The 22825-nt window shown below is 44.3% G+C and carries 20 protein-coding genes; 16 read left to right on the plus strand and 4 right to left on the minus strand.

Annotation, left to right across the window (positions count from 1 at the left end; translation table 11 throughout):
* Positions 1–48: 48 nt before the first annotated feature.
* Positions 49–1017, minus strand: coding sequence for a helix-turn-helix transcriptional regulator (locus tag DXC51_RS07680; protein WP_025489248.1), 969 nt, complete (start codon positions 1015–1017; stop codon positions 49–51).
* Positions 1018–1215: 198 nt separating this feature from the next.
* Complete coding sequence (locus DXC51_RS07685; protein ID WP_025489249.1) at positions 1216–1584, minus strand: helix-turn-helix domain-containing protein; 369 nt, start codon at positions 1582–1584, stop codon at positions 1216–1218.
* A gap of 354 nt (positions 1585–1938) precedes the next feature.
* On the opposite strand from DXC51_RS07685, the gene DXC51_RS07690 reads away from it, so the two are divergent.
* From DXC51_RS07690 to DXC51_RS07715, 5 genes are all read left to right on the plus strand, one after another.
* Complete coding sequence (locus tag DXC51_RS07690) at positions 1939–2214, plus strand: hypothetical protein (protein WP_021634736.1); 276 nt, start codon at positions 1939–1941, stop codon at positions 2212–2214.
* A gap of 161 nt (positions 2215–2375) precedes the next feature.
* Positions 2376–4073, plus strand: coding sequence for a type 2 periplasmic-binding domain-containing protein (locus DXC51_RS07695; RefSeq protein ID WP_117544232.1), 1698 nt, complete (start codon positions 2376–2378; stop codon positions 4071–4073).
* Positions 4074–4169: 96 nt separating this feature from the next.
* Positions 4170–5126 carry an ABC transporter permease gene (locus DXC51_RS07700; protein WP_021634734.1) on the plus strand — a complete coding sequence of 319 codons (957 nt, stop codon included), beginning with the start codon at positions 4170–4172 and terminating at the stop codon, positions 5124–5126.
* An 18-nt stretch (positions 5127–5144) separates the two neighbouring features.
* Complete coding sequence (locus DXC51_RS07705; RefSeq protein ID WP_021634733.1) at positions 5145–6050, plus strand: carbohydrate ABC transporter permease; 906 nt, start codon at positions 5145–5147, stop codon at positions 6048–6050.
* 450 nt (positions 6051–6500) lie between these two features.
* Entirely contained in the window at positions 6501–7607 is a 1107-nt protein-coding gene (locus DXC51_RS07715; protein ID WP_243003155.1) for an aldo/keto reductase, read from the plus strand.
* A 15-nt stretch (positions 7608–7622) separates the two neighbouring features.
* On the opposite strand, the gene DXC51_RS07720 is transcribed toward DXC51_RS07715, so the two are convergent.
* Positions 7623–8840, minus strand: a complete 1218-nt coding sequence (locus DXC51_RS07720; RefSeq protein ID WP_021634730.1) for an ATP-binding protein — start codon at positions 8838–8840, stop codon at positions 7623–7625.
* Between the two features lie 263 nt (positions 8841–9103).
* On the opposite strand from DXC51_RS07720, the gene DXC51_RS07725 reads away from it, so the two are divergent.
* Both DXC51_RS07725 and DXC51_RS07730 read left to right on the plus strand, forming a co-directional pair.
* The gene (locus DXC51_RS07725; RefSeq protein ID WP_181970052.1) at positions 9104–9244 is read left to right on the plus strand and encodes a hypothetical protein; all 141 of its coding nucleotides are present in this window, start codon (positions 9104–9106) and stop codon (positions 9242–9244) included.
* A 120-nt stretch (positions 9245–9364) separates the two neighbouring features.
* Positions 9365–9595, plus strand: a complete 231-nt coding sequence (locus DXC51_RS07730) for a hypothetical protein (protein WP_021634728.1) — start codon at positions 9365–9367, stop codon at positions 9593–9595.
* A 50-nt stretch (positions 9596–9645) separates the two neighbouring features.
* Here DXC51_RS07730 and DXC51_RS07735 read toward each other — a convergent pair whose 3' ends face one another.
* Complete coding sequence (locus DXC51_RS07735) at positions 9646–10743, minus strand: helix-turn-helix domain-containing protein (RefSeq protein WP_035321099.1); 1098 nt, start codon at positions 10741–10743, stop codon at positions 9646–9648.
* A 226-nt stretch (positions 10744–10969) separates the two neighbouring features.
* Between DXC51_RS07735 and DXC51_RS07740 the strand changes: the two genes are divergently transcribed.
* The 9 genes from DXC51_RS07740 (at position 10970) to DXC51_RS07780 (ending at position 22823) form a co-directional block, all read left to right on the plus strand.
* Positions 10970–12979 (plus strand): right-handed parallel beta-helix repeat-containing protein, encoded by a 2010-nt coding sequence (locus DXC51_RS07740; protein WP_021634724.1) that lies wholly within the window; start codon positions 10970–10972, stop codon positions 12977–12979.
* Positions 12980–13082: 103 nt separating this feature from the next.
* Complete coding sequence (locus DXC51_RS07745) at positions 13083–13298, plus strand: dTDP-4-dehydrorhamnose 3,5-epimerase family protein (RefSeq protein ID WP_021634723.1); 216 nt, start codon at positions 13083–13085, stop codon at positions 13296–13298.
* A 999-nt stretch (positions 13299–14297) separates the two neighbouring features.
* Positions 14298–15437: a GHMP family kinase ATP-binding protein gene (locus tag DXC51_RS07750; RefSeq protein WP_021634721.1), complete on the plus strand. Its 1140-nt coding sequence runs from the start codon at positions 14298–14300 to the stop codon at positions 15435–15437.
* A gap of 116 nt (positions 15438–15553) precedes the next feature.
* Entirely contained in the window at positions 15554–16858 is a 1305-nt protein-coding gene (locus tag DXC51_RS07755; RefSeq protein WP_243003160.1) for an HAD-IIIA family hydrolase, read from the plus strand.
* Positions 16859–16885: 27 nt separating this feature from the next.
* Positions 16886–17533, plus strand: a complete 648-nt coding sequence (locus DXC51_RS07760; protein ID WP_035321098.1) for a D-sedoheptulose-7-phosphate isomerase — start codon at positions 16886–16888, stop codon at positions 17531–17533.
* An 11-nt stretch (positions 17534–17544) separates the two neighbouring features.
* Positions 17545–18309 carry a WecB/TagA/CpsF family glycosyltransferase gene (locus DXC51_RS07765; RefSeq protein WP_021634718.1) on the plus strand — a complete coding sequence of 255 codons (765 nt, stop codon included), beginning with the start codon at positions 17545–17547 and terminating at the stop codon, positions 18307–18309.
* A 47-nt stretch (positions 18310–18356) separates the two neighbouring features.
* Positions 18357–19367, plus strand: a complete 1011-nt coding sequence (locus DXC51_RS07770) for a metallophosphoesterase (RefSeq protein ID WP_021634717.1) — start codon at positions 18357–18359, stop codon at positions 19365–19367.
* 58 nt (positions 19368–19425) lie between these two features.
* Complete coding sequence (locus DXC51_RS07775; RefSeq protein ID WP_021634716.1) at positions 19426–20811, plus strand: preprotein translocase subunit YajC; 1386 nt, start codon at positions 19426–19428, stop codon at positions 20809–20811.
* Positions 20808–22823, plus strand: coding sequence for a GGDEF domain-containing protein (locus DXC51_RS07780; RefSeq protein ID WP_021634715.1), 2016 nt, complete (start codon positions 20808–20810; stop codon positions 22821–22823). Before DXC51_RS07775 ends, DXC51_RS07780 begins: the two co-directional genes overlap by 4 nt.
* Positions 22824–22825: the final 2 nt, after the last annotated feature.

The following is a 22825-nucleotide window of genomic DNA, read 5'->3' on the forward strand; positions in this document are numbered from 1 at the left end:
GAATACAGACGCCCGCGCTGCTTTCCCGCGCGGGCGTCTGTATAGTAATTAAATCTTTTTCACCGGCCTGATGTACTTAAAATACTGCTCCGGATTAAAATAGAAATACAGGATCCTGCCGGGCTGTGTATCATAGCAGTAGCCGGTTCCGGAAAAATCAAAATCAGCCATCGCCTTTTCAATCTTTTCCTCAACACTGCGGTTTTCCTGTTCATAATCAAAGGGGCCGTGCTCAAAAACAATATATTCGGCCTCCGGGACATCGATCATCATCAGCTGAGGGGGAACCTCGCCGTCATAATCGGCGGGAAGCCGTACGCCATGGCATTCCGTGCGCGGATATCCCCAATCGCAGAGCCTGCCGTCCGGGTCGTTAATATACGCCATAATCTGCCCGCTTCCGCTGTTCGGCTCACTTCCACCGTCATCGTCCAGCTTGCCCTTGATGCTGTCTAACAGGCCGCAGATGGTTTCCCGGTCCTGTCCCGGAATCAGGCTTTGCTTCTGCCAGAAATCCCAGTACCCATTGCTTTCATAATTTTTGATGTGCATAAATTTGTGCGCAGGTATTGTCACAAAATAAATCTTAACGTCTTCGTCAGATTTCATCATACCAATCTCTCCTAATCCTAAAAAGTAGCGGTCGAAGGGGTTTATTTTTGTACGCAGAACGACTGGCAGGGGATTTTTCCGGTATTCGCTGGGCGTTATGCCATAAGCCGCCTTAAAGGCTCTTGTAAAAGCCTCATGTGAAGAAAAGCCATAGTCAAAAGCGATATGCAGCAGGCTTTTGTCACTGTCCCGGACCTCCTTCAGCGCAAAGGCCAGCTTCCTGTGCCGCAGATAATCCCGCAGCTGCATGCCGGATATTTCCCTGAATTTCCTTGTGGTATAGAACTCGGAATATCCCAGCCTGCGGGAGAGACAGCGCAGCGTCAGCGCTTCATCCTCATAGTTTTTTATGCAGCTGTCGATTTCATCAACAATCATCTGGATCTGCTTCTGCCATTCGTACATGCCTGTTTACCTCGTTTCGCCGCTCTGAAGCCATTATAAGCTCGTGGTAAGGGGAATGCTTGATTTAAGTTGTCATGATTTATTATTATCGGCGGCACAGCATTTGACTCACCTGTGCTTCGTCTGTTTTACGGGAATTACAGGCCGGTCAATAAAAAAAGTATATAAATGCAGGCAATATACATTTACATACTTTTCTTAATTGTCCGGTGATTTGCTGTATTTGGGGATCAGCGTTAAATTTTCCAGCTGCCGCGCGGCTTCCTTCTTCCCTTTGACGTTCAGCTTCCTGAAATAACGGAGCATGCGTTCCTCATCCCCGGGAATATCCGGCGGGGAAGCTGCCATGGATTCCCAACCCAGCAGATAGGGAGGGGAGCACTGCAGTATTTCTGCAAGCAGGGCGAGCTTATCATAAGGTATGTTTTTGATTTCACCGCTTTCATATCTTTGGGCGGTGGGCTGTGAAATGTCCAGGGCTTCGGCTATCTCAGTCAGGGTTATATTTAACAGCGTCCTCCGCTCCTTCATGCGCGTGCGGAAGGTTTCATATGGATTGGGATTCATGAATTATCACCTGTTTGAAAATTATTTCTGATACAAAGTAAATATATCATAAAATTGCGTTCTAAGCAACGAATGTCCAAAATCGGAAAGGGAGGATCCGGAAATAAAAGTAACAGTTCGGACAGGTCTGTACATTTGCCGTACAGATCGCCTGAATGCACAGAAAAAGCAGGCCTCCGGCCTGTCGTACAACGTTTTGGATGCCTGCCGCCTGTGACGGTACAGCTGTCTGGACGGTTAAATAGAACGAAAAAATGGCTGGCAGGAAATGATAAGACTAATTGACAATATATGGTAGATTATGTTACTATGAGTATACGCAATATGTATATTTTTTAATAAGGATAAATACGCATGAAGTATAGAGTGGATTTAAAATCACTGAAAACGGAGATTGAACGGAAGGGGTTTCAATCCGTAGAAGAGCTTTCTGAAAAGAGCAGGATCAACGAAAGAGAGCTCACGCTTGTATTGGATGGGAAAAATCTGCCTGCGATGGACGTTATGGTGGAGCTTGCCTCCGCCCTGGAGCTTACTCCGGAAAAGGCGAATGAAATTTTTTTTAATAGGATTATACGTAATACGTATAAAAAAGAAAGACATTTCGGGGACGGGAAGAAGGGTTTCTGAAAGGGCACGGCGCCTGGCAGACGGGGATACGAAAAACCAATGGCCGTATAGCCGGGCGGCAGTCTGAGGGGATTTAACAGGACAGGCAGGAAAAATGGAAATATCCGGAATTTTGCCATTCTGTTGAATTAATAAAACAAACTGAACAAGGAGAGGGTTACATGAAAAGAGGAAAAATCACATCAATCCTGGCATTAGGAATGTCGGCGGTTATGATGCTGTCTCTGGCAGGCTGCGGAAGCGGCGCGGAGGAAGCAGCAAACGCGCCGCAGACGGAAACGGCAGCGAAGTCTGCTGAGGATGGGGGAGGAGAGGCGCCTGCTGCGGAGGCGGGAAGCATTTCTTATCCGTTAAACAGCGATATTAAGGTTCTTTGGTATGCGCAGGATAATATACTGCCTCATGAGAAGTTCAAGGATGCATCGGAATCACCGTTCCATATCGGGCTGGCTGAGAAGCTGGGAGTGTCAATCGACTGGCTGTTCCCTACCACCGGATCCGATGGGACAACTTTTACAACCACCCTGCTGGCAGATCCTGCTAACCTGCCGGATATTATGGGCGTTTACTGGATGAACAACGCCAACCAGTACATAGAGGATGAAATCATATGGGATTTGACGGATTATATCAGGCAGTATGCGCCGGATTATTATGCATGGCTGCAAAGCAACCCTGCCTATGACAGGGCAATGAAGACGGACGACGGCCGGTATTATGCCTTTGGCTTCTTCCGGGAGGACGGCGGCTGGAACGACAGCTACCAGGGACCCGTAGTGCGAAAGGACTGGCTGGATGAATGCGGCCTGGAAATACCGGAAACTATTTCCGAGTTTGAAAATGTAATCCGCGTATTCAATGAAAAATACGGCGCTACCTTTAATTCTTCATTTTCAGTCAGATATAAGGCGGAGGGCCTTGCAGGGGCGTTTGGCGCATATGGGAACGCGGATGCCGGGAACGGCTGGTATGTGAAGGACGGCAAGGTCGGCCTCGGCCAGGCGCAGCCGGAGTGGCGTGATTATGTGAGCTGGCAGTACAAGCTGTGGAAAGACGGCCTGATCGATCAGGATATCATGACGGAGGACGACACAACTATCAAGGATAAGATTCACAATGATAAATGCGGCATCTCAATCACCTCCATGGGCCAGATGAATATCTGGAATACGGAGCGTGAGGCGGACGGCAAGGAAGCGGTATGGATCGGCATCCCTTATCCCAAGTCGGATAACGGTGAGATTTCTTCCATATTCGGCGGCCCCGGTATTGGTACGCAGACGACTGTCATTACCAAATCGGCGGACGAGGAGACGATGAAGCTTTGCCTTCAGATGCTGAACTATGCATACACGGAGGAAGGTTCCCTGTACTGGAATTACGGCACGCAGGGCGTATCCTGGGAGTATGACGACCAGGGTGTTCCGGCCTTTACAAACCTTGTGACGGATGACAAGGATACCGATCCGATGACAAAATATAATGGCCTTACCTGGGGCGCTCCCGGGATCCAGGCAACCAACCTGCTGTATTTAAAGAACAGTGAAGCGGCGATTGAAGCCAATAACACATGGTTTTACGTATATCCGGATGATGAAGAAAAGAATCGGGCTGTCACCAGCGGATGGAAATGGCCGATAGGCGTTACCTTTACCACCGCAGAGGCAGACGAGCTGGATGAGATAGCGCAGAATATCCCAACCTTTGTGGAAGAAAGCTTTGCCGAATTCCTCACAGGCTCCAAGGACATCAATGATGATGCCGTATGGGAAAAATATCTGTCAGATCTGGAAACCTACAATTTGTCCCGCGTACTTGAAATCCGTCAGGCCTGCTATGACCGGTACAAAGAGCGTTAACAATAAGCGGTAAAAAAGCTTGGAAGCAACCGGCAGCAGCGAAAGGCGTATGCCTTTCGCTGCTGTCCGGCTATAAACGCTGAAAGGAGAACAGATATGAAGGCAGATGCTGCAAAGGGCGGCGCCGGAACTCTCAAAAAAAGGCTGACCAGGGACTGGAACATGAACAAATGGAAATATGTGATGATCATCCCGGTCCTTGTTTATCTGGCGCTGTTTTGTTATAAACCGATGTACGGCCTGATCATTGCTTTTAAGGACTACAAAATCACAAGGGGGATCCAGGGCTCATCCTGGGCAAATCCCTGGTACAAATGGTTTGTCAATTTCGTCACGGATCCTTATTTCCCGCGTGTTATCAAGAATACATTCCTGCTCAGCGGGCTGACGATCATCTTCAGCTTCCCCGCGCCGATTCTTCTGGCGCTTCTCATAAATGAAGTGCGCAACCGGACGTTTAAGAAGACGGTACAGACAATTACATACATGCCTTATTTTATTTCCATGGTTGTCCTGTGCGCCATGGTAAAAATCTTCTGTATGCAGGACGGGCTATTCGGACAGATAGCGGGCTATTTCGGAGGAACGGCGGAGAACTATCTGGTGAACCCGTCCTACTTCAGGATCATCTATGTGGTGTCGGATATCTGGCAGAAAATAGGCTGGGATTCCATTATTTACCTGGCGGCGCTGTCCGCGATAGATCAGGAGCAGTATGAGGCGGCGCGCGTGGACGGGGCCAACCGGTTCAAGCAGATGCTTCATATCACGCTGCCCGGCCTGCTTCCCACCATTATGATCCTTTTTATCCTGCGGATGGGCAATATCCTGAACGTAGGCTATGAAAAAATCCTGTTGCTGTACAATGCGTCTACCTATGATGTGGCGGATGTGATTTCCACATATACTTACCGTTTGTCATTTCCCACCAGCGGTACGCCTATGTATTCCAAATCAACCGCCATCGGGCTGTTCAATACGCTGGTCAATGTGGTTTTTCTGCTGATAACGAATGCAATCAGCAAGAAATCCACGGAATCCAGCCTGTTCTGACAGGGAGGAAACAACGACATGAAGAAAAGCTATTCTCAACGACAGAAGCGTATAGAATCCCGCGGGGACAGGATTTTTTCAGGGGTAAACGCAGCTATTCTGATACTGCTGTGTATTGTGACGCTGTATCCCATCTGGTATGTCCTGTGCGCTTCCTTTACATCCAATACGTACCTGGTGTCCCATCCGGGGATGATACTCTGGCCGCATGAGTTCACGCTGGGGGCGTATAAGCTGGCGCTGACGCATCCCCTGCTGCTGTCAGGATATAAAAATATCCTGATCGTGCTGTGCGTATCCCTGCCGATCAATATACTTCTCACACTGTTTACCGGATATTTTATGGCGTCAAAGAAAATGATGTTCAAGCCGGTAATCCAGTTTTTAATTTTGTTTACCATGTTTTTTTCGGGAGGCATGATCCCGTCCTATCTGAATATACGCAGCCTCGGATTGTACAATTCCCTTTTTGCGCTGATCCTGCCCGGTGCGGTAAGCGTCTATAATTCGATTATATGCAAAACGGCAATCGAGGCCATGCCGGATTCCCTGATGGAATCGGCGTATATTGACGGGGCAAACGATCTCACTATCCTGTTCCGCATCGTCGCGCCGCTGATCAAGCCTACCATGGCGGTGCTGCTGCTCTACTATGGCGTGGGCCACTGGAACTCCTGGTTTAATGCTTCTATTTATCTGCAGGATAACAACAAGCTTCCGATCCAGAATATCATGAGGGCTATATTAATTGCCAACTCCAATGTCCTCAATTCGGCCGCGGCGGAAAACGATCAGGTGAACCAGTTTGCGGAAGCGATTAAATACGCCACCATCATACTGACAACTGTACCGGTGCTGTGTATTTACCCGTTTGTGCAGAAGTATTTCGTGAAGGGTGTTATGATCGGGGCGGTAAAGGGGTAATCCCGGAGGGAATATACGGCTTTCCTGTAATAATTTAATGAATGAAAAAAGGCTGTCGCTTTAACGGGCAATATTATCGTAAAGCGGCAGCTTTATTTGTGTGGAAAGGTGTATTTCGTTTTTTTGTTTGCCTGGGTAAACAGCATTCAGTGGCCGTTATGCCGGTTCAGAATATCCATCACCGCATGGGAATCGATGCCCCGGCAGCGGTACAAAGAACAATTATATTGGAAAGAATCAGGTTCCGGACAGGTGAAATCCAGACGAACCAGCCGATCTTGGAAGGATAATAAGTTTTTCTGCATACCTTGCCAACAGATATTCTGATCGGTAATTTCATGCCATAGCCACAAGGTATTGGCTATTTACAAAAATGGATTATATAATAACATCAGGAAACAGCGCCGGAATCCCCCGGATGCTTACAAGATTTTTATATGGAGGGAACGAATGATGGAATATAGAATAAATAAACGGACTAAAGACAAAATCAGCATGCTGGGGTTTGGAACCTCTTATATTGCGCAGGCCGGTGAAAAAGACGCAGTGGAAGCCATCCGGAGAGCCTATGAGGGCGGCGTAAACTATTATGATCTTGCCACTGCAGAGAGCAGGACCTTTCCGTACTTTTGCACAGCGCTTGGGGATGTGCGTAAAAGTGTGATGTATCAGGTGCATTTTGGCGCGAATTATGAAACCGGTGCCTATGGCTGGACAACGGACGGTGAAACTATCCGGCGCAGCATAGACTGGCAGCTTAGCCAGCTGAAAACAGATTACATAGATTATGGTTTTATCCATTGCCTGGATGAAATATCAGATTGGGAGGAGTATTGCAGAAACGGAGCTTTTGATTATCTGATGCAGATGAAAAATGAGGGTGTGGTGAAGCATATCGGTCTGTCCTCCCATACGCCGGAGGCGATCCGGCGTGTGCTGGATGAAGCTCCTGTGGATATGCTGATGTTTTCCATAAATCCGGGATATGATTACCAAAAAGGAGATTATGCCAACGGTACAGTGGATGAACGCGCGGCCGTGTACCGCCGCTGCGAGGCGGAAGGAATCGGTATCTCGGTAATGAAACCATTTTCCGGCGGACAGCTGCTGGATGCTTCCATTTCACCCTTTGGCAAAGCTTTGACGGTATACCAGTGTTTGCAGTATGCCCTGGACCGCCCCGGAGTTCTTACCGTGCTGCCGGGGATGAATTCCGCGGCCCAGGCGGAACAGCTGCTGCAGTTTTTTGAGGCCTCCGCAGAAGAGAGGGATTATTCGGTGATCGGTTCCTTCAAGCCGGCGGACGCGGTGGGAAAATGTGTCTACTGCAACCACTGCAGGCCCTGCCCTGTGGGAATTGATATCGGAACCGTCAACAAATTTTATGACCTTGCAAGAAATGGAGATACCATGGCGGCCGGACATTACTATGAATTAAAGCTCCGGGCGGATGCCTGCATATCCTGCGCTCACTGCAATAACCGCTGTCCCTTTGGCGTGGATCAAAGCGGCCGGATGCGGGAGATTGCAGATTATTTCAGAACGCAGGATGAATGAAAATGCAATAATTAATTATTCCCATTTTTCAGATAACAGGAATTCGCGGATATTCCGATGCTTGATGCCATTGCGGCTCATATCGATTTCATCCATGGAAACCACATATTTGGGGAAATTGTCGCGGATAGTATCGTAGACACCAAATTCCCGGTGAATGGTATCTTCTGAGGCCAGAAGATAAGTTACCTGAATATACAGCTTCTGATTCTGTTTTTCACAGATAAAATCAATTTCCCTTTCCGCAGATTTACCTACGGTGACGGTATATTCCCGACGCAGCAGTTCCATGAAAACAATATTTTCAAGAATCAGGTTGATATCCCGCATATTGCCTCCGAACACGGCTTCACGGATACCATGGTCTGCAATATAGTATTTTTCGTTTGTCGTAAGTATCTGTTTGCCCTGTAAATCCTGTCGTTTTACCCGATAGAACAGGTAAGCGTCCAAACAGTACCTGATATAGTTGAGCACGGTTTCAGAGGATACGGTACGGCCTTCACTTTTAAAAAACTTTGTGATGGAGGTTGCAGAAAAAGGAGTCCCCACATTTGCCGTGATGTAAGCGATAATCCGTTCCAGCAGATCCACATCACGTACATTATTACGCTTCACGATATCCTTTAAAACAACAGAATCGTAGAGCGCTTCCAGATATTGGCGGCATGGCTCCCGGGCATAGCGAAGATTGGCAAGGTAGGGCATGCCGCCAGCAGTAAGATATTCGCGGAAGGCTTGCGCCGGATTGGCAGCAGGAAATACGGAGGTGTAAAGCTCCCGGAATTCCCCGAAAGAAAAAGGATAGATGATGAATTCAATATATCTGCCGGCAAGATAGGTAGCCAGTTCCCCGGAAAGAAGTTTAGCATTAGAACCGGTGATGTAAATATCACAATCTAATTCCACACGGAAGGAATTGATGCATCTTTCCCAGTTCACTACCTCCTGGATTTCATCAAAGAAAAGATAAACCTTTCCATTAATTTCAGCTGTCTGCTGAATAATTTCCCGATATAATGCTTCCGCCGTGCAAAGATGGGAGTTTTTCATTGCTTCAAAATTAAATGTAATGAACTGCGCATCGCTTATGCCGGATGAAATCAGTTCTTCCTTAATCAAATCCAGCATAACTGATTTACCGCTTCCACGGATACCAGTAAGAACTTTAATCGGATCATTTCCGATAAAGGGGCGGAGTCGGCGCATGTATTGTTCACGCTTAATCATCATGAGCACCTCTCTCAAATCTTGTTAACATCATCATATTCCACTTATAGCAGAAAAACAATATAAAATTAATATTTATTCGATATATAGAGCGAATGTAAAACACGACATGGTTTGCTTGATATAATCAATAATTCACGTGAATTAATTCTTTTCCGGTTTTCGGAAGTTATCTTCCTGATCCTTTTATGACTGTTTTGGGCATATGGCTAAAAGAAAAGATCTGGAATATGACCGGTGGCGGGCCGGCCGGAGGAATAAAGCTGATGGCAACCTATATGTATAAGCTGCCCTTCCAGCAGTTCAACATGGGCTACTGTCCCTGTGTCGCGGCAGAGCTGTTTCTCCTGATTACTTCAATTGTGCTGCTGTTCCAGAAGATCTTTGTGGTAAAGGAGCACTATTGAAATGGTTAAGCAAAAAGAGGTTGATTACAGGGGGAAAAAGCTGAAATCCCGGATTGCCTGGGAAATTGCCATTTTTTCGCCTGGGCCTGGCTGGTTGTAACGCTGGTTCCGTTCATATTCATGATTATGAACTCCTTCCGAAAACAGTTCGATATACTTGCCCAGGGGGGCATCTTCCTGCCCCATGAAACGCTTCCCCTGGCTCTTGGACAGTTTAAAGGAGAGCATTCCCTGGATATCCCGATCATTCTTTCCGTGCTGGTATTGTCCGTGCTGCCCATGATTATCCTTTTTATTATTTTCCAGGATAAGCTGGTCAAAGGAATGATGGCGGGGGCGGTGAAAGGATAGATAATGAAGAGATTTGTCGGGGCTTCTAAAAGAAGCCCCGTTTCTTCCAATTAAAACGCGTCCGGCTCCAGCGCCCGGTATTCCGCGGGCGTCATGCCATAGCGTTCAATGAACAGCCTGTTGAAATGGCTCCTGTTCGTATAACCCAGCTCCTCGCAGATTTCGCCTACTCTTTTGTCCGTGTTTTTCAAAAGCTCCGCCGCCTCCTTCAGCAGAAAGGCGCGGCTGTAATCCGACAGGGTCTGGCCGGTATACTTTTTTATTACCCGGTTGATATAGTCGCTGTTATAGTTTAGTTCCTTTTCCAGTTCCCCGCGGCTGATCCTGCCCTTTCTGTTCTGCAGCAGCCAGGATACCTGGTAGAAGAGCCTTTCTTCCTTGGAAATCCTGGTCTGATGGGTCTGAATCAGGTAATTTTCCTCGTCTCCCAGCATGGCGATGAAACGGCAGAAATATCCTCTCACCATATAATTTCTGCCGGAACGGCTTTCGCTCAGTTCCAGTACGATGGCATTGATCAGCCTGTAAAAATCATCGGGGTCAAAGCTCTTTTTCCTTCTGAAGTCGATATACTCCTTTGCACTGTAAAAGGAAAGCTTCTGGTTTTCCGCAAAAAGATGGTGGAAAAAAGTATGATTGGTACAGCTTCTTCCTTCCTCATCATAAAGCAGATCCTGTTCCAGCACGGATTTGATATATTCCTCCTGAAACATGAAAAGAATGATTTCAAATTCACTGTCATGCAGCTCCTTGTGGCGTATATTTTTATTGCACAGGCAGCACTCACCCGCATGGTAGGTTACAGTTTCATTTTCAATCTGCAGATGAAGCTCGCCCTCCAGTACGATGGTCAGTTCATAAAAATCGTGGGAATGGAGAGTACGGGTTCCGGCAAGATCCAGCCTGCTTGTGGAGGAGAAAAAATAATTCTTATTGCTTTCCGTAAACTCCAGGGAATTCAGCTCGCCGCGTTTATGGTCGGTTGACTCATGTATGATCATATAGGGCATTCCGATTTCCACAAATTCCGAGGTATAGCTGCCCAGGTTATGAAAGGTAAGAAAGGTTTTTGGGATCCCCAGTTTTTTCAGAAAGCCCTCCTGAGATAATTTTCCGCCCGTATCTCTGAATGGTTTGATTTTTTTCATTATATTCCCCTTCCGGCTTCCAAAGATAGTCTGATTTGGACACAAAAAAACACTGATTCCTTCTGGATACGACATTTCCAGGTTAATATAATGATTATATAATGGCTTTATAAGATTAGCAAGAAAAGTCAGGCGGTTTTTATAAAGGCAAAAGTAACTGGTGCAGCTGTGAAAGGAGCAGGCAGTTACAAAAACAGAAAACGCACGACAGGAAAGGAGATCAAGTATGATTTATTATGTGAACGCAGCCGCGGCTAGAGAGGGCGACGGCAGCAAGGAAAGGCCTTTCAGGCGTATTAACGAGGCAGCGAAGGTTGCCGCGCCCGGGGATGAGGTTTTAGTTGCGCCGGGCATTTACCGGGAATATGTGGATCCGGTGAATGGAGGAACGGAGGATGCCAGAATTACCTATCGCAGCGAGCAGCCTCTGGGGGCGGTCATTACCGGTGCGGAACCGGTGGATTCCTGGGAACCTTATCAGGGAAATGTATGGGTCTGCCGCATTGATAACGGTGTATTCGGAAGCTATAACCCTTACACCACTTTTGTGGGAGGGGACTGGTATTTCGCTCCTGTCATAAGACATACCGGCGCCGTATACTTAAATGACCGCCAGCTGTATGAAACCCAGACTCTTGAGGAATGCATCAAGGGTGAGGTATATCCCCCTTCCTGGGATCATGATTTCTCCATTTATAAATGGTATACCGAGCAGGAAGGCAATACCACAGTGATTTATGCCAATTTCCAGGGACATAACCCCAACGAGGAAAATGTGGATATCAATGTGCGCCGCAACTGCTTTATGCCCTCCAAAACCGGAGTGGATTATATCACCTTCAGCGGCTTTAATGTAAACAAGGCTGCAACTACCTGGGCGCCGCCCGCCGCTTATCAGGACGGTATGGTAGGCCCCCACTGGTCAAAGGGATGGATTATTGAAGACTGTGAAATCAGCAACAGTAAATGCTGCGGTATTTCACTGGGAAAATATTACGATCCGGAAAATGATCATTATTTTACCAACAAACATGTGAAAAGCCCGACCCAGATGGAGAGGGATGCGGTCTGCCGCGGACAGTATCATGGCTGGCTGAAGGAAAAGGTGGGCAGCCATATCGTAAGACGCTGCCATATCCACCATTGCGAACAGGCAGGTATTGTAGGACGTATGGGATGCGTGTTCAGCCTCATTGAGGACAACCACATTCATCATATCAATAATATGCAGCAGCTGGGCGGCGCAGAGATTTCCGGTATCAAATTCCATGCAGCCATCGATGTTGTGTTCCGCCGCAACCATATCCATCATTCCACTATGGGAATCTGGTGTGACTGGCAGGCGCAGGGCACTCGGATCACACAGAACCTGCTTCATGACAACCATGCGCCGGAAGGCACTCCCATGGCGCAGGGCGCTATGATGAGCCAGGATATTTTCGTTGAAGTGGGTCACGGCCCCACATTGATTGACAACAATGTGCTGCTTTCCAAAGCGGCGCTGCGGATTGCAACCGAAGGCGTGGCTTGTGTACATAATCTGATTCTGGGCGCATTTACGGCGGTAGGCGGCGGAACGGACAATACCGTAAACGGTATCAACCAGCCCCGTTATACCCCTTACCACATCCGTCACCGTACCGAAGTGGCCGGCTTTATGTCGATCCTTCACGGAGACGACCGTATGTACAACAATATCTTCATCCAGAACTGGCCTGCTACAGCGGCAGAGGAAAAAGAAGATATGGGCTTTAAAACCTCCGATAACCGGGAAGTGGGAACGCATGTATTTGACGATTACCCTACTTATGATGAATGGATTGGCTGGTTTGAAATGGATAAGCCCGCTGATATGGGTGCGCTGGCAAAGTACCATTTCTCACACCTTCCCGTATGGGTAAACGGCAACGCTTATTTCAACGGAGCCAAAGCCTGGAAAAATGAGAAGGATAATCTGGTGGATGATCAGAATCAGGTATCCGTTGAGCTGGTGGAAGAGGACGGAAAGTATTATCTTAAGACAAATGTGTATGACGTGATGAAAGCTTTCAAAGTAGGACTTATCGACAGCGATCTGCTTGGCTGTGCTTTTGAGCCGGAACAGCGCTTCGAAAATCCGGACGGCACCTCCATCCTGTTCGATACGGATTATCTGGGAGAACACAGGGGCGTTGCATCCATTCCCGGGCCTTTTGCATCTGCGGAAGCGGCTGCTAAGCTTCTCTGGGAAGACTGAAGATAAATGGACAATGGCCGGCGCTGTAAATGCGCTGAGCTGTTGAATAATGACAGAGCTTTACATAATCAAAGGCCGGCATTCGTAAAAGGATGCCGGCTTTTTGGTTTTATCCGACGTCGCCGAGTTTTCCTATAAGCTGTCGGATTTTTACCATCCTGAGGATGAAAGCGGTATATTATGGAACGATGAACGATTGGGAATACAATGGCCAATTACTGAAGATATGCAGATAATTACGTCGGAAAGAGATTCCTCGAATTTACCATTTTCAGAGGAAGTGGCCCTGAAGCCCAAGAATATCCAGGCTGGAGAGTAGACGGGAGCGTTAAGCCCTGCCACCCGGTACAAGATACCCAAACGCAATATCTGCCTGCTCCAGCCCCAAATAGCTTTTATCCAGTGCAGTTTCCTGAAACCAGCATTTCCTGTAAATATGCAGGGCGGGCTTCAGGAAGCTGTTGGATATGAACATAAGCTTTTTTGTTCCGTGCGCAATGGCGTAGTCCGTGCAGTTAAATGGAGTATGGGATCAAGCTGTGCATGTAGTGGCTTGAGTTGAAAAAGTAGAAATGTAAGAACATGACACACAAATAAAGTTGATTTATGTGTACAGTGTAAATATAGGTAATGATTGATGACTGTGTTCTATAATGGAGAACACGGTCTTTTTTTGTTTAATAGAATCAGCGGGTGCTGATAGGCATGTACTTTATAGTTTTTTATAGCAAAGTCAGGGCTGGTAGTGAGAAAAATTCCCCGGAATTCAGATAGTGTATCCGGACGCGGGATTCCTTCAGCAATGACGGGGAGAGGGGCAATGATAATATTATAACATGCCGGATTCAGGGGAGGGGATACCGATTGCGCACATTATTAACCGTTTATACACCAATAATTGTTTTTTACATGGGCATATGTTACCCTTGCTTCATAAAATATGTTATTGCTTAGCTATAATAGACAATAGGCTCTCGGAATCTTGAGGCTGCCGACCAGGATTCATCATCGGATGAACATTGACAAGTAGACATTATCCAGAATGGAGCAGATGCATGGCCTTTCACAGATGCAGGAAGGGATTCCGCCAGCGAAACTGATTTAGGGCATTTGAATTTCGTCCTGCCGGCAGAAGCTTGTCCATGTTTGCTTCCGGCAGGAATTGTTTCATGGAGTACCAGTTATAAAGAAACCCGAGGGAATCATGTCTTGAAGCGGAGCCGGGGAAAGGGAAGAATATGCCTTTTTAATCAAGGGCGCGAAGCGCTGCGTTTTTCGAGAGTTTATTTCCATAAAATAAAGGGGGGAATAATTAATTATGATTATAACGAGGACACCTTTTCGAATATCTTTTTTTGGCGGAGGCACAGATTTCGCAGAATTCTATAAAGAGCATGGAGGTGCCGTATTATCCACGGCAATTGATAAATACTGTTATGTTAATGTGAGGCATCTTCCACGTTTTTTTGATTATGCATCAGAATTGTGCTATTCGGAGATTGAGCGTGTGAATCATGTCAGTGAAGTGAAACATCCTTTGATACGGGAAGCATTGAAAATGCTTGACATGCATGAAATACGCCTGTCTTATGAGTCTGATATACCGGCCAGATCGGGAATGGGAACCAGCAGTGCTTTTGCGGTAGGGATGCTTAATGCCTTTCATTCCATAAAAGGGCAATATATGAGTAAAAAGCAATTAGCTGACGAGGCAATTTACTTAGAGAGAGTGCAATGCAAAGAAGTAGGAGGAATCCAGGATCAGATCGCTACAGCCTATGGTGGAATGAACAAAATTGAATTTGGTGATTTTGGCTATATAGTAAAGCCGGAAGTAATTTATCCGATTCGAAAAAGAAAACTGAATTCTCATCTTATGCTGTTTTTTACAGGCTTTTCGCGTTATTCCTTTGAAATTTCAGTCCGGACTCGCGCCCAGATAAAGAATAAGGAAAAGGAACTACTGGAAATGAAACAGCTGGTAGAAGAGGCAGAGAAAATTTTGACCGATAAAAACAAAGATTTAAATGATTTTGGCCGTTTACTTGATTACAACTGGAAACTGAAAAGAGGGCTTAATGAAGAAATTTCCACAGATGCTACCGATCTGATTTATCACAAGGCAAAAGCGGCCGGCGCTCTGGGAGGAAAACTGCTGGGGGCAGGCGGGGGTGGATTTATCCTTTTGTATGCAGAATTGGACAGGCAGGCTTCAATCAGATATGCGTTGAATGATCTTCTGTATGTTCCCTTTAAATTTGATGAAGAAGGTGCAAAAGTCATCTATTATGAACCGGAAACATATGTGCCGACGGGTACAAAAAGGGAAATTTCTGATGATGTTCGGTATGATGATTTTCAGGAAAAATGGATTGATAATACCCCAAAATTACTTAAATTAACCGCGCAAATAAATAAACATGACAAAAACCAGGCTGTTTATAAACATCAAGGATAAGCAGCATTAATAAAAAAGTTGAAAGAAAAAGACCTTCAACCTCCCTGAATTGTATGTGACTTTAGTTACATGAGTGCCCAAGCGTGCAGAGAGGAGTAAAAATGATAGTGGTTATTATGGCAGGTGGAAAAGGAACAAGAATAGCTTCTGTGAATGCAGAGGTCCCAAAACCAATGCTGCAGGTAGGGGGAAAACCAGTTCTGGTACGTCAGATTGAAATGCTGCAGAAGCAGGGAGTGACGGAAATTATTCTTGTAACCGGATATTTACACAAAATAATAGAGAATTATTTTGGGACCGGTGGAAGCTATTGTTGCGGAGAAAACGGAAAAGAGAATGTTAATATCCGATATGTAATTGAAGATGAACCGTTGGGCACGGCGGGAAGCCTGTTCTTTTTGAAAGATTTAATAGATGAAGATTTTTTGCTAATTAATGGAGATATTGTCTTTGATATCAATTTATTACGATTTCAGGAAGCGCATCACAGAAACGGAGGATTGGTTACTATATATACGCATCCTAATCAGCACCCGTGGGATAGCAGTATTGTTGTAACAGACGAACAGAACTGCGTTATTGAGTGGAACAGCCCGGAGGGTGAGAGAGGCTGGTATCGGAATCGGGTTAATGCAGGGTTACATATGATATCGGCAGAGCTGTTTCATTATTTACAGCGTAAGGGGATGCTGAACCATCCTCTGAAATTGGATTTTGACAGAGATATTTTAAAGCCAATGGTAAAAGACAGGTGCTTGTTTGCCTATGATTCGCCTGAATATGTTAAAGATATGGGAACGCCGGAAAGACGTAGTGAGGTGGAAGCAGATATTAATTCAGGACTTGTTGCCAGGAAGAGTCTGACACATTGGCAGAGGGCTGTTTTTCTTGATCGGGATGGGACAATAAATAAATATGTTGGTTTTTTAACAAATCCAGACCAGTTCGAGTTACTGGACGGAGTAGCAGAAGCGATTATAAAGCTGCATCAAAAAGGATTTTTGGTAATTGTAGTAACCAACCAGCCTGTGATAGCGAGAGGTGAAGTAAGCCTGTTAGAGTTGGAACTAATCCATAATAAAATGGAAACTCTGTTAGGCCGGGCAGGAGCTTACCTGGATGCGATATATTTTTGCCCGCATCATCCGGAGAGCGGATTTGAAGGGGAACGGCCTGAATACAAGATACAATGTAAATGTCGGAAGCCTGAACCGGGAATGCTTCAAAAAGCCGCTGCGGATTATCATATTGAGTTAAAAAATTCCTGGATGGTTGGGGATGGAAATAATGATATGGCGGCGGGGAGAAAAGCAGGGTGCCATACTGCCGGTATATGTGGATGCGAGGGAGGGGAAAAAAATTTCAGAGACTTAAAAGCGTTTGCTCATTTCTTATGTGATGGGAAGGTTGAGGAAAAATAGAAGATTGCCCAAGGAGGAAATATATCGTTGGAAAAAGATGACGGGGGACGAATCGGTTGTTTGGTTAAAAGATATCCACTTCTGGATTGTATCAGCGGGCAAATTTTAACAGCATTTCTCTTGATGGAAGAATGTTATAAGCGGGGTAACAAAATATTAATTGCCGGAAATGGAGGGAGTGCCTGTGATGCACAGCATATGGTTGCTGAACTGATGAAAAGCTTTTTGCTGAAAAGAGAATTGTCAAAAGAAGAGAAAAAAAAGATGCTCGAAACTGATTTTCAACGAGGCAGTATTCTTGCATCTAAGTTACAGGGCGCTTTGCCGGCAATTGCATTGGATAGCCATGCCGCATTAAATACGGCATTTGCAAATGATGTGGATGGCAGGCTGTGTTTTGCACAACAGGTATACGCTTATGGGAGAAAAGGAGATTTATTTCTTGGCATAACGACTTCGGGCAATTCTGAAAATATACTGTTTGCAGCTGTCACAGCCAGGGCATTGGGAATGAAAGCAATTGGTTTCACAGGGCAGTCGGGAGGAAAAGTAGCTGAAATAGTGGATTTTTGTGTAAAGATACCAGCGACCCAGACTTATGAAGTTCAGGAACTGCAGCAGCCAGTTTATCATTGTTGGTGCCAGATGCTGGAAGAAGAATTTTTTAGAAGATAAAGAGGCGGAATATGCAGAAAGGAAATGAGATATTACAAGGAAAAACATCTTTATTGAATACAAAGTTTTCGAATATGGATAAAGCTGAACTGTTGTCTGCAGTGATAGAGCATGCAAAACGAAGGGAGCGTGCCAATCTTATTTTTGTGAATGTTGACGTCATCATGAAAATGGAGAAAGACGATTATTTGCGACAAATCTCAGAGGAGGCGGAATATGTTTTAGCCGATGGTATGCCGATAGTCTGGATATCAAAACTGAAAGGCAGAACATTGAAAGAAAAGGTATCCGGTTCAGATTTCCTTCCACTTTTATGTGAACAGGCGGCAAAAGAACATTTGAGACTTTTTTTTGTGGGTGGACGGGAAGGAGTTGCGGCGAAAGCGGCTATGCGGCTGGCCGATAAATATAAGGGGCTGGAAATAACCGGGACCTATGCCCCGCCCTTTGGATTTGAAAAAAAACCAGATGAGATTGCGAAAATGAATCAGATTATTCGGGAGAGCAACTCAGATATTTTGGTGGTGTGCCTGGGATGCCCCAAGCAGGAAAAATATGTATACGAAAACCAGGAAAAATACCAGATTCCAGTTTCTGTCTGTGCTGGGGCAGCAATTGATTTTTTAGCAGGTAATATAAAACGGTGCCCTTCCTGGATGAGCAGATACGGTCTGGAATGGTTTTATCGTTTTTTGCAGGAACCTGGAAGGCTCTTTAAAAGATATTTTATAGATGACATGCAGATAATAAGATTAATTTTTAAATATCGGGACTGAAAATTGTTGTTTTTATGGAAGAGACTGGCAGCTGAGAGAAGATAACGATGGCAGCATATGAGGTGAATGGTATGAAAAGTAAAGAAAAACGAAATAAGCGTAAAATAACAGTCTCTCCAAAATTTATTAAGTCAGTAAAGTGGATTGCAGTTATTTTCGCATTATTTCTGCTTATTTATACTGTTTTATACGTAATAGGAAGATATCGGTTTGAAGTTAGCTTTTACCAGCTATCTTCTGAAAAAGTGGCGGATAAAATAAGGGTAATTGAATTGGCCGATTTACATAACTGGACTTTTGGAAAGGATAATAAGGATTTAGTTAAGAGAATTAAGGATTTAAAACCTGATGTGATCGCGATCGCAGGAGATATGGTTTTGGCGGGGGAACAGGATATTTCAGTGGCGGTATCATTGTGCCGGCAGCTGGTTGAAATTGCACCTGTGTACTATAGTTTCGGTAACCATGAGAATGAAATGGTATATGGAACAGACATGTTGGCTGATTTCCTGGATGAACAGGCGGCTATATCAGGTACGGAAGAAGATGGGACCCTGGATTATGATAAAATTTCTATGGTAGACGCCAGGTTGCCTGAGGCATTGAAAGAAGCCGGTGTTGTCATACTAAATAATAATACAGCAGGTTTAAAAATCCGGGATCAACAAGTGGATATAGCTGGAGTTGATAATTTAAGCGGCGGATATTTTCCATATTCGGCTCATATGATAGAAAATTTCCTGACAACAAATTCAGATAATTTAAAGATTATCATTGCTCACAGGCCATTGATTCCGTATGCCGGGATTTGTTACCAGGAGGAGTTACGCTATGATTTACTGCTGTGTGGGCACAAACATGGTGGGATTATACGTGTGCCTGGCCTGGGAGGGATGTTTACATCAGGGGGAGGCTATTGGAATTGGTTTACTGGATATGATTCGGGGCTAATCCCGAATGCACAGGGAAATGTGGTTATCAGCAGAGGCCTGGGCAACAGCAATTTACTTCCGAGAGTCAATAATACACCAGAACTTGTTGTAATTGATATTGACTAGAAAACGGATTATGTTGCAATGAAAAAGAAATATTTTGCGAAATGGGGAGCGTGATGATATGAATTATTATCTGTTAACGGCTGGGAAAATGATGGTTTTTCTTATTTTTGTCATTATGTGTATCCGATTACTTTTTCTGTTTTTGAAAAAACGGAAGAAATATATGCGGATAGAGTTAATGAATGCATTAAAGCCTGGAAGGGTAGTAAAAAAAGGATGGATCGTAGTATTTACGCTTCTTTTCCTTTTCTTTTCTACCATAGTTGCTGCAGAAAGTAATCAACAGAGTGCTTCGTTAAATATAGCATTGACTTATAAGGAAGCATCTAACGGATTAAATCCTAACGGCAGCAGGTATAATATGAGCGATATTCTGTCGGATGAAGTGCTTGAAAATGCAATCAGCTATGGTGGATTCAGTGGAATTACTGTTGCGGAACTGGAAAATGCTCTGGATATTGAACCGGCTGGAAGCGATAAGGATTTGAATGAGCTTGTTTCCACCCAGTTTATACTGAAATTTAAGAATAATAAAAATGTTGGCAATCTCTCAGGAAAAGAAGTGGTTCATTCGGTAGCATATGCATACAGAGATTGGTTTATAAATAAATACACTGCTAATTACAGCATTCTGGATATTCCTTTTGATGATATTAAAACTTATGATTATCCTGAACTGGAAAGCTATTTGTCGAATGCAATACAGATAATATGCAATTATTCTAATTCTTATTATGAGAAGGATCCCGCTTTTCTGTCAGCAAAAACGGGAGAGAGCTTTTTTTCGATTAACAGCAAGGCCTGGGATATTAACAATACAGGTTTGGAGAGCCTCAGTTCTTATATTCTTTCCAATGGTTTGTCGACTGACAGGAAGGCGTATATGAGCCGTCTGAGATATGAGTATACTCATAATACCAACAATTATAAACGGGATATTTCGGCTTATCATGTACGCCTTAATGCTATAAGTAAATATGATAATGATATGGCAACAGTGGTGTATATACCGACTTATGATACGGATAACACCTTTTATATGTCCAAAACCAAAATAGGGATAGATCATTTTTCAGCGGATGCAGATTCCTTCAGCAGCAATGCGGCAGATACTCTGTCAATGATGCTGAAAGAAAGATATTGGCTGGAACGTCTTCAGGAAAGTACGGCAACCAGTGATACATATCTCAAAGCTGAAGAAATGATAGAATCTTTGAAAAAACAAATATTGGATTTGGCTGAGCTTACCAAAAGCACAGTGCAGGACTATATTGATACTTCTTCTAATGGATACGTGTCTATCGCAGAACCAGTGGAAGCGCCAAAGACCCAATATATCTTGGGATTGACGTTGGGACTGCTGTTTTTCTGCATTACATATGTTGAAGAAGCAATGAGGCAGTTAGGCCATGATATGTCCAAAAGAAAGGATAAAAAGAAATGAATAAATTTCGGCCAATTCAGTATCTGAAAAAATATACTTTTCTAATAATAGCATTGTTTGTTTTTTTAACCCTGGGAATGTATATGGTTTTGCGCTCATTACAGACTTATACAGCAACCACGATAATTGATTATGTCTATGGGGATGCCGAAAATGGACTTGCTCCGGATGGGACTGAGCTGGATACGACAGGTATATATTCATCGAGTGTAATCAGCCAGGCTTTGGATAATCTCGGATTAGATCAGGGGAAATATCCTATTGACAGTATACGGGCAGAGATAAAAGTTCAACAAATCGCAGATGAAGCTGTGGATGCGGTGAATGAAGCAAAGAACAAGGAAGGAGAGACTTCTGATCTGCAGTCTACAAAGTATGCCATTTCCTATAAGGCAGATAGCAGCAATGGCGCCGATATGGCCAGGGCGGTACTTGATGAGATAATGGACGGCTACTTTACCCAATTCTCCAAACAGTTTATTAATACCTCTTCTGTAGTGAACAGCACATCATCTGTAAATCAAGGCAGTTATGACTATATTGAGCAGATAGAATTAATAGACGCTGCATTAAAGGATACAGTAAATAGTCTGGACAGCCGGGCAAAAGCTTCTCCTTTGTTTTATTCATCTGGTACCGGTTATTCTTTCAATGAACTGGTAAATGAATTTTCTATACTTCAAAATACGGAAGTCTCATCCCTGTATTCATATATACTTAAGCATCGCGTAACAAAAGATACAGACGCTTTAGTAGGCAAGTATAAAGAACGGGTACAGTCAAACAAGCTTTTGCAGGAACAAAACCAGGCACGCGTCGGAGAAGTAGAGGGAATTCTGGAGGCTTATGTTGAAAAACTGAGGAAGTCTGATAATACAGCGCAATCACAGGTCATTGGTGCAGATGGAGATACAACCAAAAAAAATAATGTTTTGGGGGAAGTAGAAAGCCCGAATTATAAAAATGAAGACGATGAATATGTAGCTTATGATCAGACAACAGAGTATGAGCAGCTTCTTCAAAACTGGATTGATATTTCCGATGTGTATAATAATTCAGCAATAGATGAAGAATACAGTCAATATGTAATTGATTGTTTTACCGGAAATACAGAAGCGGTAATCAGATATCAAACGGAAATCGCACAGAGGATAGCCAGGCCAGAGAAAGAAGGCGATGATGAAACAGATAATGCTTCCGATTCGGATATGGATATCACGGAAAATGCCGAAGCAATTGATGGAGACAACGCAGAGAAAATTTATACGGAGGGAACGGTTCCCTGCAGTCAGCAGGATATAAAATACGTAGAAGAAAAAATCAAGGATATCATAAACCGAATGAATGCTTTGTATTCTGTTACGAATGCAACAGACTCAGAATATAATGAATATCTGGGTGCCGAATATATTAAGGTAATCTCAAGTAATCATATAACTGAGGGGATAAACATTCTGTTATATACAGCTATTGGGGCTGTTTTGTTCTTGGGACTTGGATGCCTCGGGGCCATTATTCTTGGAAGAGTTGGTGATATGATTGAATATGTTGCTTTTACAGATCATCAGTTTCAGATATCCAACCGGGTTGCCTGTGACAGATATATTAATAAATATAAAGAAAAAATATTGCCTGCAAATTTCAGCTGTCTGATTCTTCAGACGTTAAACCAGAATGATATTAACCATCAACTGGGAAGGACGGGAGGCGATGAAATTTTAGCATACCTTTCGAGCTGCCTTAGATCATTATTCAAGGAAAATGTTTTTCTGGGATACAATGGCAGCGGACAATTTATGATATTTGTTCAAAACGGCAATTACGAAGAACTGAAGTCCCTGATTAATAATTTACATATTTTATTAAATGAAAATATGAAGGAAAAGAAAATCGTGTTTAAATATACCGTTGGTTTTGCTGTTTCTTCTAAAGAGGAGATTTATCAGATCAGAGATCTGATAAGCTCAGCGATGAAGCAGCGGGAAGGTTACGAGGCAGGAATTTCCGATTGAGG

This window comes from Eisenbergiella massiliensis, assembly GCF_003435485.1.